The organism is Peptostreptococcus stomatis DSM 17678, assembly GCF_000147675.1.
GTDB lineage: Bacteria > Bacillota > Clostridia > Peptostreptococcales > Peptostreptococcaceae > Peptostreptococcus > Peptostreptococcus stomatis.
Window position 1 is genome coordinate 1 of sequence record NZ_ADGQ01000051.1, and the last position, 13,386, is coordinate 13,386.

Sequence of the window (13,386 nt, forward strand, 5' to 3'; positions counted from 1 at the left end):
AATCTTACAATATTGTACCACATATTCTATGCCTATGATATAATGAATTATAGGAGGGCATCCCACAAGGGGTGTATAGATAGCATGGCTAGAAACGTTGTAATCAAATCAAATGAACTAGAAATTTCTAGGAGCATTAAAAAAATACTTATAGATAAATTCCTCTCCATCGGTTTTACCACCAGCGAAACTATCAAGGATAATACCGAGCTGGTAATATCGGTTGGTGGAGATGGTACATTTTTAAGAAATGTCAGGGAATTAGACTTTCCTGATATACCATTTTTCTGTGTAAATACGGGTCACCTTGGTTTTTTTGCAGAAATACTACCTACAGAAAAGGAAATAGACCTTTTTATCAATGCCTACCTAAATTCAACCTATGACATCAAGGAACTCTACCTCTTAGAGGTGGATATCAAGGGCAGGGATGAGGTCAACCACACCTACGCCATAAATGAATTGGTTGTCAGGGGCAACCAGTCTAGGACTGCCCATTTAGGACTCCATGTCAATGGCAACTATATGGAAACCTTTAGTGGAGACGGTCTAATCATGTCCACGTCCACAGGTTCTACTGCCTACAACTATTCTGCTGGTGGTAGTATAGTAGATAATAGACTAAATATAATCCAGATAACCCCTATATCTCCTATCAGCACAAATGCCTTTAGGAGTTTTACATCGAGTATCATCCTACCTGGTGAGAATAGTGAAATAGCCATTAAACCAGAGTACAAGTTTGAGCATACCATTATTACCGTAGTTGATGGTCAAGAGCACAGATTTAATGATGTCTATGAAATCAATATTAGAAATGCAAACAAAAATGTGAAACTGCTTAGGCTATCAGATTATGAGTTCTGGGACAGGGTTTATATGAAGTTTTTGAAAACATACGACTATAAAATTGATGAAGCAAGACTTTAAAGATAAAATGATCACCTCTTGGGTGGTCATTATTTATTTGAACTTATTTAAACTTATTTTAGCTTATTTAATATACTTTCTACAAATAAAAATAGACCCTTAGGTACGGGAAGGAAATGTACCCCAAGGCCTATCTCTATTTTGCAAGTCTATGTAATTATTCGACTGCCTTAATAATTATCCTGGCTTTAATAAAATCATCCTGCCAGCTATCTATAATATATATACTAGTCTCTAATCAACCTGCATAGCTCATCTGCAAATTCATCAGTGCTAGCCTTACCACCTAAGTCACTAGTTAAAACCTGGCCCTTGTCAAAGACCTCTTTTAGGGCATTTTCTATCTTTAGGGCTGCCTCATGTTCTCCTATATACCTCAACATCATAATGGCAGACTGGATAAGGGCAGTTGGATTGGCAATTCCCCGGCCTGCTATCTGAGGCGCACTACCATGGACTGCTTCAAAGACTGCATAGTCCTCACCTATATTAGCGCTTGGTATAATACCCAGGCCACCAACCAAACCTGCACAAAGGTCTGATAGGATATCCCCATATAGGTTTGGCATTACTAAAACATCAAATTTTTCTGGATTAAGAACCAGATTCATTGCAGCTGCATCCACTATGACATCATCAGCATAGACCCTATTAGGAGCCTCACCCTTGGCAAGCCTCTCAATTCCATTTCTCTTGCTAACCTCATCAAATACCCTCAAGAATAAACCATCTGAAATCTTCATGATATTGGCCTTGTGGACACCAGTCAACCTCTTGTATCCATTGTCCTTTAAGTACTTACAAGCAAAATCCACTATCCTATCAGATGCATCCCTGGTTATCAGCTTGATACTTTCCCCAGCATAGTCACCTATCTGGTGTTCTATACCTGCATATAGGTCCTCTGTATTTTCCCTTATGATAGTCAAGTCTATATTCTCATATCTTGACTTTATTCCCTTGAAGGTCTTTACCGGCCTTACATTGGCGAATAGGTTTAATTCCTTTCTAAGTGCTACATTGACGCTCCTAAAGCCCTTGCCAACCGGTGTAGTAATAGGCCCCTTTATGGCTATCTTATTTTTCTTAATACTGTCTAGGACATAGTCTGGTAGGGGACTTCCATATTCTTCAAGGACAGCCTCACCTGCTATAACTTCTTCCCATTCTATGTCCACTCCACTTGCTTCTACTACCCTTTTCATGGCAGCTGTTACTTCCAATCCTATTCCATCACCTGGTATTAAAGTAATCTTATACATCCTAGGCCTCCTTACTATTTCTCATCTTGATACTGTTTAACTTACCACCAGCCATCAACATATCTATTTCCTTGTTGTTGAAGTTGGCCTTTACAAAGAAGGAGATATTCTTTTCCTCATCCTTCACTTCCAACCTGCCATCCTTCAAGCCCTGGTATATATTGTCTATAGTAAGCACATCCATCTGGTCAATCTTGTCATAATCATCCAGGTTTTCAAATTCCATAGGTATGATACCGCTATTTATCAAGTTAGCCTTGTGTATTCTGGCAAATGACTTGGCAATTACCCCCTTGATACCCAGGTATAGTGGGGCTAGGGCAGCATGCTCTCTTGATGATCCCTGACCGTAGTTGTCTCCACCTACTATAAAGCCTCCCTTATTTTCCTTGGCCCTCTTGGCAAAGTCTTCATCTATTGTAGAAAAACAGAAGTTAGCCAGATGAGGTATGTTGCTCCTGTAAGGAAGTAACTTGGCATTTGAAGGCATAATATGGTCAGTAGTTATATTGTCTTCAGTCTTTATAATTATCCTGCCCTCCAGCCTGTCAGTCAACTTAGTATTAAGTGGGAAAGGCTTGATGTTTGGTCCCCTTACAACCTCCACATTTCTTGGGTCTTGATCAGGGCTTATAATCATACTGTCATCTATCAAGAAGTGGTCTACATGTATATCTGAAAAATCTATATCAAAGTCCGCATCTCTAGGGTCCATTAGACATCCATATATGGCAGATACTGCAGCAAGTTCTGGACTGGCCAGGTAAACTTGGGCTGAATTAGTTCCAGACCTACCATAGAAGTTCCTGTTAAAAGTTCTAATACTTATAGCATCTGTTCCTGGTGACTGGCCCATACCTATACATGGTCCACATGAATTTTCTAGTATTCTGGCACCTGAACTTATAATATCAGCAAGAGCACCATTTCTGGCTATCATCTCCATAACCTGTCTAGAACCTGGAGCTATAACCAGGCTGACATGGTCGGCAACCTTCCTACCCTTTAGAATTCTAGAAACCTTCATCAAGTCCTCATATGAAGAATTCGTACAACTTCCTATAGCCACCTGGTCTACCTTAATTCTGCCAACCTCCTTGCATGACTTGATATTGTCAGGACTGTGAGGTGCAGCTACCATAGGTACCAGCTGGTCTAAGTCTATATCAATAACTTCATCGTAGCTAGCATCTGGGTCTGCAACTAGCTCTACCCAGTCTTCTAGCCTGTCCTCTGCTATAAAGTATTCTCTTGTCTTGTCATCACTAGGGAAGATAGAAGTAGTTGCTCCCAGCTCTGCTCCCATATTTGTAATAGTAGCCCTCTGTGGTACAGAAAGGTTTGCAAGTCCAGGTCCACCGTATTCATAAACCTTGCCTACTCCACCCTTAACAGTCTGTCTCTTAAGGACTTCCAGTATAATATCCTTAGATGTAACCATAGGATTTAGTTTACCCCTTAGGTTGACCTTTATTACCTTTGGCACCTTTATATAGTAAGGCTCACCTGCCATGGCAAGGGCAACATCCAATCCTCCTGCACCAATGGCCAACATACCCACACCACCTGCTGTAGGTGTATGGCTGTCTGAACCAAGTAGGGTATCTCCAGGCACAGAAAATCTCTCCAAATTAACCTGGTGACATATACCATTACCAGGTTTAGAAAAATAGATTCCAAACTTGTTGGCCACTGTCTGTATATACTTGTGGTCATCAGCATTTTCAAATCCCTGTTGTAACATATTGTGGTCGATATAGGCTACAGACCTCTTAGTCTTAACCTTATCAATACCCATGGCCTCCAACTGTAAATATGCCATAGTACCAGTAGAATCTTGCGTTAGGGTCCTATCGATCCTTATGCCTGCAGTCGTCCCTGCTACAAGCTCACCTTCTACTAAATGCTTGTCCAAAATTTTTTCAACTATGTTCCTTCCCATAAAATCACCTTCCCAATCTTCTATTAAATGCAAGAATTTTATATATCCTTTCATTTTCATATTTTTATTATAAGACTAATTCCCTATAAAATCAAGGAGTTTATAATTTTTTCTGATTTATATTTATTTATTATTTCATTTGAAAGCCTTTTATCAGCATTTTTTTGACATTTTCCACTTGATTTTGCAGCTTTTATTCTTGTTTGTTTCATTTAAGCTTTTATATAGTACCTCTTAAATATTTCAATACACTAGCCATGCCTATCCAATAAATGCTATAATAAATTAATGAATTAGGAGGAATTAGTATGACATTCACAGATATAGGAATTGATATAAATATAGTAGAAGCCCTGGCCAAGTCAGGTATAAAGTCACCGACACCAGTCCAGGCTACCAGCATTGGCAAGATACTCCATGGGCAAAACCTTATAATCGAGTCAAATACCGGTACCGGTAAGACCCTTGCCTTCTTGGTACCCTTGATTAATAGGATCTACCTGGGTCAAGTTGATAAGGTCCTGGTCCTGGCCCCAACCAGGGAGCTGGTAATCCAGATAGGAAACGCGGCCCAGTCTATTGTAGACAAGCTCGATAAGGATATTTCCATCCTGCCTATTTACGGTGGGCGTGACATCCAATCGCAAATCAAGAAATTAAAAAACAAGATAAATATAGTGATTGCCACACCAGGCCGTCTTCTTGACCATATCAACAGGAAGTCTATAGATATAAGCAATATAGGTTGTTTGGTCCTGGATGAGGCTGACCAAATGCTCTTGATGGGCTTTAGGAATGAAATAGATACCGTAATCAGAAATACTAAAAAGTATGACCAGATTCTATTCCTATCAGCCACAGTAGACCCAAAGGTTAAAAAGCTTGCCTATAGGTATGCCAAGCCCTTAGACATCCTGAGTCTAGACAGCAACAATGACATACCCGACCTAATAGACCAGGTCTTCATTCAGACCACAGATAGGAATAAGTTTGAAGACTTTTGTAGGGTTATAGATGAAGATAGACCCTTTATGGCCATTGTATTTTGTAGGACCAAGGCCAGGGTTGATAAGTTAGAATTACAGATGGGTCAGGCTGGCTATAATTGCAAAAAAATCCATAGCGATATCAGTCAGACCAAGAGGGAAAAAATCATCAAAGACTTTAGGGACCTCAAGATACAGTTCTTAATTTCCACAGACCTCTCATCCAGGGGCCTGGATATAGGTGGTATCACCCATATCTACAATTATGATTTCCCCGAAAGAGTCGAGGACTATGTCCACAGGGTAGGCAGGTCCGGTAGACTCGGAAAAGAAGGCAAGGCTACCTCTATGGTAACTGAAAAAAATATGACCGTATATGAAGAAGTAAAAAATCTGTAAAATAAAAATCCTCCGCCCCAATCAGGGTGGAGGATTTTATTTTACATAGCATAACTGATAGTATCTACGTTACACTCAATCTAAGTTAAGTCTTTACTTATTATCGTTTTTCTACTAGATATTATTACACATATCCTAGTTATTATCGCTATTTTCTAATTACTCTTAAACTTATCCTAGTTGTTATTGCACTTATTCTTCTTACAGTTACTACAGTTACCCAGGCAAACATCAATCTCTTCTAGACATTCGTTAAAGGCAACCTTACTGCTGTTCTTGTGTCTAAAAATAGGTATATTCATCTTCTTGGCCTGCATCTCAACTATCCTTGATAGCTTGTGAGAAACTGTTGATGTCATAATCACTATGGCATCTGGACTTCCTATTGAATTTTTAACCTGGCTAGACATAGTAGTATATACCTTAGTCTTATAACCTCTATTTTTAGCTAGCTTGTAATAATCTTTTTCCATTCTCTCGTGACCGCCTATTACCAATAAGCTCATACTTAGAACCCCCTTTAAAATACTCATTATGTTAATTAGTTAAAATCATCTTTATTTTGATAATTATTATCATCTCCTGTATATATGATATCCAAAAACCAAAAAGTTGTCAATAGTTATCGATAATTTTTTTCAATTAATTTTATCTTTCTATAAGAGTTTATCCTATCTATAAATAATATTTTCAAATCTCTATTAGTTTTATTTTCCCAAACAAAAATATCCAGTCGGCCATGGGGACCAGGTCCCACAAAGCAACTGGATATCAAAATATACTAGCTAAAATCTATCGGGGATAGTCTAACCCCTTCTTACTTAGGTACTATTTAAATTTTCTCTTATGTATTATAGCCTTAGTAATTTCCATACATATTATTGAACCTATTGCCAATCCAACTGATATAGCAAAGTCTTTCAAAGAATATGCTGCTGGTATTGCAAATATAGGTCTAATGAACGGTAGCATTACTACACCAAATAGGCCTAAACAAATAAGGACAGCAAGTATCACATACTTGTTGGAGAAAAAGCCTAATTTGAATGGGTTTTGGTAGTCAGACCTACAAGCAAATGTCTGGAAGGTCCTGGACAATAATAGGGTTGTAAATGCTAGAGCTACCCCAACTTCTGGAGCCTGCTTCATGCCTATATATTGGGCTATAATAGCTGCCAGGCCTACAAAGATACCCCTGGACAGGATTGCCTGCCAAGTACCTCCACCTAGTAGTCCCTCATCCTTAGACCTTGGTGCCAGGGACATAGTACCCTCCTCTGGATTTTCCATACCAAGGGCTATGGCTGGCAAGGAGTCATTTACCATATTTATAAATATTAACTGTAGGGCAGTATACGGATTAGACCAATCTGCAAAAACAGCAAATAGTATGGATATTATAGCACCTAGGTTACCAGAGAACAGGTAGGTGATAGACTTCTTAATATTGCTGAATACAGTTCTACCAACCTCTACTGCATCTATTATGCTGGCAAAGTTATCATCTACCAAGACCATGTCTGATGCATCCTTGGCAACTTCTGTACCTGACCCCATGGCTATACCAATATCAGCACTCTTAAGGGCTGGGGCATCATTTACACCATCCCCCGTCATGGCTGTAACCTTGTTCTTCTTCTGCCAAGCCCCTACTATCCTAATCTTGTTTTGAGGAGAAACTCTGGCATAGACACTTATTTTCTCCAGCTGCTGGTCAAGTTCCTGGTCACTTAGGTTGTCCAACTCCTGGCCTGTATATGACAGGTCACCTTCTTCAAACAAACCTATTGACTTACCTATGGCAACAGCTGTAGTCTTATGGTCACCTGTTATCATAATAGGTTTGATACCGGCACCCTTGGCCTTGGCAACTGCGTCTATAACCTCTGCCCTCGGTGGATCTATCATGGCTATCATACCGATGAATACAAAATTGTCTTCTCCTTCTACATCTATAACTTCACCTGACTCAAGGTCCCTATATCCAAAGGCCAATACCCTTAGGGCATTCTTTGAGTAGGTCTCATTTTGTTCTTTAATCTTTTCCCTGATATCATCCGTCATATCAAGTATCCTGTCTCCGGACAACACCTTTATAGACCTCGATATCAATATGTCTGGGGCACCCTTTGTAATCATAATATCCCTACCCCCAATATTATGGGCAGTTGACATCAACTTCCTGTCTGAATCAAAAGGTATTTCCTGTAGTCTAGGATAGGTATCCCTCATCCTCTTAGTAATATATCCCTTCTTATCAGCAAATACTGTCAAGGCCACCTCTGTTGGGTCACCTATCTCCTTACCATCTTCACTAATAACCGAGTCATTACATAGGGCTGCAGCAGTATTGATCATGTCTTCAGTATTGAAGCTACCTATATCGGCTAAGTCTTTTAAAGGTTCCTCAACCACCTCGAGAGACCCGGAATCTTGGCCATCAAACTTGTAGTATTCAAGGGCTGTCATCTTGTTCATAGTAAGTGTACCGGTCTTGTCAGTACATATAACAGAAGTAGAACCTAAAGTCTCAACTGCAGGCAACTTTCTAATTATAGAATTCTTCTTTGACATGGTATTTGTACCCACAGATAGGACTATGGTTACTATAGAAGACAGGGCTTCCGGTATAGCTGCAACTGCTATGGCAACTGCAAATATAAAGGAATTTAAAATTACCATCTTTATATCTCCTGAATTAGGATGGGTCATGGCCCTCATTACCTGTAACACAAATATAAATATACATATAGACAAAATAGCTATGCCCAGCTTCTTAGAGAACTTTTCAATATTTGACTGCAGGGGTGTCTGCTTGACTTCAGTATTGTCCAGCATGTCAGCTATCTTACCTATCTCAGTATCCATACCAGTACTTGTACAGACAAACCTGGCCCTACCATTGACCACCATGGATGTAGAATAAACCATGTTTACCCTATCACCAACACTACAGTCCTCTTCTATCCTGTCAACTGACTTATTGGCTGGCTCTGACTCACCTGTCAACATACCCTCTACAATCTTCAAAGACTCTGCCTCTAATAACCTACCATCTGCCGGTACATAGTCACCAGCTTCCAATAGGACTATATCCCCTGGAGCTACTTCCTTAGATGATATAGTAATCTTTTCACCATTTCTAACCACCTTGGCACTTGGTACTGACAACTGCTTTAAACTGTTTATAGAAGACTCAGCCTTTTTAGTCTGAACCGTCCCCAAAATTGCATTCAAGATTAGGACTAGGAATATAATTAGGGACTCCATCATAGAGCCTGTAACTATCTGTATCAACGCTGCTCCTATCAGTACAATTACCATAGGGTCCTTGAAACTCTCCAGGAAAATTTTCCAGGTAGGATCACTTTCCTTTTCTTTTAATTCATTTTTACCATACTTATCCAACCTAGCACCCGCCTCAACCTGTGATAAACCATTATGGCCTACTTCCAGGTCTGCTAAAACCTGGTCACTATCCATCATATAGTGCTTTATTTCATTCTTTCCTTGCATAAAAACCTCCATTCCTACAAGTATATAGTTTAATAAAAAAAACCTTAACAACATGACGCTCAAAATAAACATAAATCTTACTGCTTATTTTGAAGGTCTTGCTGTCAAGGTTACCCTTGTCTGTTAACCGAGTATATAAAATACTGGCCTGACGATTAACGGATATAGTATACTATAGTGCTACTCCCCTTCATGTAACAATTATAGTATACTAATATCCCTCTTGTCAATCACTTATAGTTTATAAAATAAAACTTCATATTAAATTCTACTTGATAACAAAATCATCCCCAATTTGGAACTTGTTTTCATTTTGATCATAATGTCCACTCTTTTCAGGCAACTCTGATGCATATAATTTAAAGGTGAAATTCTTAATAGTTTCCCCATCAACTCTAAGTTTGCTTAATTCATCCTGTATAAGGGTAGCCTCCTTCCTATCTGAGTATGATAATCCTAACTCTAACAATTCTCCCTTATCATTTTTAGCCTCTATCAAGTATGAATAGTCCTTTTTATTTGAATTATTTATCTTCAACTTAGCCTCTACCACACCTGTAGGCCTAATGATAATATCTTTTACATTGACCTCAATACCCTTAGACTTGATATTTATGCCTGGGTTTATATGAAGGGAGTCCTTGACAAAATCATTGTTAACTGTAAACTTAAAAGCCCAATCTCCACTAATGTTAGAGTTTTGCTGAGCATCCTTTTCTGAAGAGGCCATTAAAGACCTTACATATACAGCAACATTTTTCTTGTTTCCTAGATAGTCTTTTATATCCTTATCAAAGGTATATGTCATACAGTTGTATTCTATCCCATCCTTTTGGAAACTATGCCCCATAGAACCGTTTGGTCTAAGATATGTCCCACCAATATTAAAGACAAGGTCATCTGGTGAATATGTCATTTTGTCATCACCCTTAGCTAAAAATGTTAGCTGAATCCTGTCGTCATACATCAAGGCATCCTCAAGCTGAAGGCCAATGCCCTTGTCCTCTACAACCTTGTGTACTATATTAGAGTAAGGCTTGTAGGCCTCATTATCCATGGCATCTGCTATTGAATATCTCACATTATCTATAACATCCCTAGTATAGGCCTTTACACTTGGAACCTGGTATAGACCAACCAAGGTCATCATCACAAGACCGGCTGCTACTATCTTCTTGTTAAAGCCAGCAAGTCTTGCATCCTTCTTTATAGACTTGTGAATATCCCTCTTTAATTTTGCCTTTTCAAATTCATTCAAGTCTTGTCTATCATAAGATGATATATCAAAATTTCCATCATTTAAAAAATCATATCCCTTATTTTCATTCATAACTACTTCCTCCCTTTTCCATAAGCTTCAGATTGTCCCTAGACCTGGCCAACCTATTGTAGATAGCCTGCCTGCTAAGCTTGTATTTTTCACTTAGCTCATCAATACCGTAGTCTTCAACATACCTATCCCAAAAAATTTGCCTGTTTGTGGGACTTAGCCTGTCAAGCAAGGATCTTATATCCCTATCCAACTCATCCACTAGCCCTGTCCTGGCTTCCCTTTCCAGGCAGCCAACACCATCAATTTGACCATACTTGTGGTCTTCTAAGCTAACTATTCCGGTATCCATGCTAAGTTCTCTACTAGCTTTCTTCAAAAATTTCCTCTTGGCATCTATAGACCTGTACTTGGCTACCATGCCCAACCAGTTAGGAAACTTTGACTTAAGTGGATCATACCCACCTATCTTGTTCCAAACAAACAGGAGACAATCGTTAAAGGTCTCATCATATAAGTCTGGACAAGTAGCCAATTCCTTTTTCAGGACAGTCTTGATTATCCAACCATACTCATCAATCAGGTAGTCAAGGCCTGACTCATTTTTTGATTTTATTAGGTCTATAAAATTGTGCTCGCCAACTTTCACATCTACCACCTCCCTCTTTACTATATAATACGTAAAAGGGAGGTTTTTTCTTTCACTTTTACAAAAACTTATGGAATTTTTACCTAAACGTAGGAAATACAGTCTCTTATTTATATCGAGTCTTTTAAACTCATTTAAAAATTTTTATCTATAACCTTATTTAAGGCCCTGGTTTATCTAAGAAAAAAATCCAGCTATCTTCTCAATAAAGTTATAAAAAGTCGTAGTTGGAAGGTAGAATAAGTATGGGGCTGTCAATACCGCCATAAGTATAGATACCTTTTTCTTCTGGGCCTGGTCTAAATCAGTTTTCCTTAGGCAGAACTTATAATTTAGGAAGTAGATTAGGATAGCTACCAAGACAACAAAAACTGTCACAAAAATAAATGTCTCCGGTGTCTTCAACGGGCTCTCCATCACATTATCTACTAAATGCCTTATAGATATCCCAATATTACCCGTAAGTTTAAAGCCAAACATTGTGGACAAGAACATTAGGCCACTGCCTATCATATCAGCTATATAGCCACATATCCATACCTGCAAGATAGACCTGGAATAATTTTTCCAAAGCTGACCTTTAGACACTAGCTTAAGCCCTATTAGGAGAACTATAGAGTCAACCACGAAATTAAACGGCATGGATACTATCCAAAACATTGGAAAAAGTATTAATGCCCATAATGGAAAAAACACATTATACAACTTCATACTGTTTTTTTGATTCAAACTTTCCCTATTATTTAAATCGTTTTCTTTCTTGTATCTAATAGCCTTCATAATAACCATCCTTTCTTAAAGTTAAAATAAATAATAAAACCTTTGGCTCCAAGGCCACACACACTTTGTAACTACCAAATTATTATATATTTCTTAATTTCAAATTACATCAATTCAAGACCGTAGTCAAGTACCTTTCAGGCTTTTTTAATATTATTTATTCATTTTTTCTTTTTTCTTTTATAATCCTTAATTATTTTCTGCCATTAAATGGTATAATGAAGTAAAGATATACTGCAATAAATAATTATGCTATGCCATAAATAAGAGATAAACCATACCCAGATATATAAGGCTGGTCCCTTAAAGGTATTACCATCTGTATGGATATATAAGATAGGTCACTTGGTCAGCTTAGATATAAGGGTGGATATATAATATATTAGATTTGGCGTTACAAAAATACTTTATTTAGGAGGTAATCTACTATGATCAAAAAATTGAGAAAATCATTAATTTTATCCTGCGTATTAGCCCTGCTAGCCCCTTCTGTTGCTAGTGCTGATATGAATGTCACTAGAATTTCCGGAAAAGACAGGTATGAAACTGCCCTTATGGTCCAGAGAAAACACTTCACTAAGGCCAATAGGAAGTTGGCTGTTATAGCATGTGGCTCCGATTTCAAGACGGCTCTTTATGGGTCCCAGATGGCTAATGCCCTAAAAATCCCCTTCTATATTATACCTAATGCTGGTATGTCAAAAGTAATGATGGACGAACTAAGAGATAAGCAGGTTAAGAAGGCCTTTATTATGGGTGACTATTCGAAACTGAATAAGAGTATAAACAACTCATTAATAGAAATAGGAATCACCCCTATAAGGTATACTGATAAAAGACCTAGCAATCACGTTGAAGGTTTCCCAACACAGGTTTGGTATACAGTACATCAAATACTTTTCCCTGATACTGCACTAGGTGATATTGCAAACATGATATTGATAAATGACAACAAGTTTCCTGACCTTTTATCTGCCATACCATTCACAGCTGAATTGAATCGGGAATGGAATATGATACTTGCTGGCTATCCGGATGATGAATTTACAAGAGGAAGAGAATTTGTCAGTGGGTATGGATTTATTATAGGTGGTTTTGACTCTGTACCATCTAAATTTATCACACAAGATGACTTTGAAAATCCAATAGGCCTGGTAAGACATGTATGGAAAGAGGTAGACGGAACAGAACACGAGTACTATTCAGGTAGAATTGCTGGACCAGATAGGTATAAGACGGCCGTAGAAATTGCCAAGGCATACAAGATAGTTCGTAAAAAGAATATTAGAACAGCAGTTATAGTAGACGGTACTAAATATCCTGACGCCCTAGCCTCTGGTACAGCTGCAACTATGAATGATGGTACTATCTTACTTACAAAACCAAACAAGTTAAATGAAGATACTAAGGCTTTTATAAGAAGTAATAATATAAAGAATATAATTATAGTCGGTGGTGAAAAGTCGGTATCTAAGAGTGTTGAAAATGAATTAAAAGGATTATAGGTTATAAAAGCAAAAAACTGACTAAAAGATAAGACTTTAAAAATCAGCCGAGGGATTCCCTCGGCTGAACCTATACATACATTAAATCAAATATTGTGGTTAATCTAAATTAACTGCCGAAATATCTACAAAGCTTTCAATATAGCT

10 protein-coding genes are annotated in these 13,386 nt (G+C 38.1%); 3 read left to right on the forward strand and 7 right to left on the reverse strand.

Annotated elements, in window-relative coordinates; genetic code table 11:
- The first annotated feature begins 84 nt into the window (after positions 1–84).
- Positions 85–930 carry an NAD(+)/NADH kinase gene (locus HMPREF0634_RS04725; protein ID WP_040565774.1) on the forward strand — a complete coding sequence of 282 codons (846 nt, stop codon included), beginning with the start codon at positions 85–87 and terminating at the stop codon, positions 928–930.
- A 227-nt stretch (positions 931–1,157) separates the two neighbouring features.
- On the opposite strand, the gene HMPREF0634_RS04730 is transcribed toward HMPREF0634_RS04725, so the two are convergent.
- Positions 1,158–2,192, reverse strand: a complete 1,035-nt coding sequence (locus HMPREF0634_RS04730) for an isocitrate/isopropylmalate dehydrogenase family protein (protein ID WP_007789508.1) — start codon at positions 2,190–2,192, stop codon at positions 1,158–1,160.
- 1 nt (position 2,193) lies between these two features.
- On the reverse strand, positions 2,194–4,134 hold the full coding sequence (locus tag HMPREF0634_RS04735) for an aconitate hydratase (protein WP_007789525.1): 1,941 nt from the start codon (positions 4,132–4,134) through the stop codon (positions 2,194–2,196).
- A gap of 308 nt (positions 4,135–4,442) precedes the next feature.
- Here HMPREF0634_RS04735 and HMPREF0634_RS04740 point away from each other — a divergent pair, with 308 nt between their 5' ends.
- Positions 4,443–5,519: a DEAD/DEAH box helicase gene (locus HMPREF0634_RS04740; RefSeq protein ID WP_007789515.1), complete on the forward strand. Its 1,077-nt coding sequence runs from the start codon at positions 4,443–4,445 to the stop codon at positions 5,517–5,519.
- A 176-nt stretch (positions 5,520–5,695) separates the two neighbouring features.
- Here HMPREF0634_RS04740 and HMPREF0634_RS04745 read toward each other — a convergent pair whose 3' ends face one another.
- From HMPREF0634_RS04745 to HMPREF0634_RS04765, 5 genes are all read right to left on the reverse strand, one after another.
- Positions 5,696–6,025, reverse strand: a complete 330-nt coding sequence (locus HMPREF0634_RS04745) for a DUF2325 domain-containing protein (protein WP_007789505.1) — start codon at positions 6,023–6,025, stop codon at positions 5,696–5,698.
- A 322-nt stretch (positions 6,026–6,347) separates the two neighbouring features.
- A complete protein-coding gene (locus HMPREF0634_RS04750; protein WP_007789513.1) occupies positions 6,348–9,035 on the reverse strand; it encodes a cation-translocating P-type ATPase in 2,688 nt (895 codons plus the stop codon).
- A 268-nt stretch (positions 9,036–9,303) separates the two neighbouring features.
- Positions 9,304–10,365, reverse strand: a complete 1,062-nt coding sequence (locus HMPREF0634_RS04755; RefSeq protein ID WP_040565768.1) for a DUF4179 domain-containing protein — start codon at positions 10,363–10,365, stop codon at positions 9,304–9,306.
- On the reverse strand, positions 10,358–10,954 hold the full coding sequence (locus HMPREF0634_RS04760) for a sigma-70 family RNA polymerase sigma factor (RefSeq protein ID WP_007789523.1): 597 nt from the start codon (positions 10,952–10,954) through the stop codon (positions 10,358–10,360). Before HMPREF0634_RS04760 ends, HMPREF0634_RS04755 begins: the two co-directional genes overlap by 8 nt.
- Before the next feature lie 177 nt (positions 10,955–11,131).
- A complete protein-coding gene (locus tag HMPREF0634_RS04765; protein ID WP_007789487.1) occupies positions 11,132–11,734 on the reverse strand; it encodes a hypothetical protein in 603 nt (200 codons plus the stop codon).
- A 428-nt stretch (positions 11,735–12,162) separates the two neighbouring features.
- Here HMPREF0634_RS04765 and HMPREF0634_RS04770 point away from each other — a divergent pair, with 428 nt between their 5' ends.
- Positions 12,163–13,239: a cell wall-binding repeat-containing protein gene (locus HMPREF0634_RS04770; protein ID WP_007789509.1), complete on the forward strand. Its 1,077-nt coding sequence runs from the start codon at positions 12,163–12,165 to the stop codon at positions 13,237–13,239.
- The last annotated feature ends 147 nt before the right edge of the window (positions 13,240–13,386 follow it).

Coding starts and splice junctions, on each gene's coding strand:
- HMPREF0634_RS04755 (WP_040565768.1), bottom strand. CDS start 10,365: ATGAATGAAAATAAGGGATATGATTTTTTAAATGATGGAAATTTTGAT.
- HMPREF0634_RS04750 (WP_007789513.1), bottom strand. CDS start 9,035: ATGCAAGGAAAGAATGAAATAAAGCACTATATGATGGATAGTGACCAG.
- HMPREF0634_RS04765 (WP_007789487.1), bottom strand. CDS start 11,734: ATGAAGGCTATTAGATACAAGAAAGAAAACGATTTAAATAATAGGGAA.
- HMPREF0634_RS04735 (WP_007789525.1), bottom strand. CDS start 4,134: ATGGGAAGGAACATAGTTGAAAAAATTTTGGACAAGCATTTAGTAGAA.
- HMPREF0634_RS04745 (WP_007789505.1), bottom strand. CDS start 6,025: ATGAGCTTATTGGTAATAGGCGGTCACGAGAGAATGGAAAAAGATTAT.
- HMPREF0634_RS04740 (WP_007789515.1), top strand. CDS start 4,443: ATGACATTCACAGATATAGGAATTGATATAAATATAGTAGAAGCCCTG.
- HMPREF0634_RS04725 (WP_040565774.1), top strand. CDS start 85: ATGGCTAGAAACGTTGTAATCAAATCAAATGAACTAGAAATTTCTAGG.
- HMPREF0634_RS04730 (WP_007789508.1), bottom strand. CDS start 2,192: ATGTATAAGATTACTTTAATACCAGGTGATGGAATAGGATTGGAAGTA.
- HMPREF0634_RS04770 (WP_007789509.1), top strand. CDS start 12,163: ATGATCAAAAAATTGAGAAAATCATTAATTTTATCCTGCGTATTAGCC.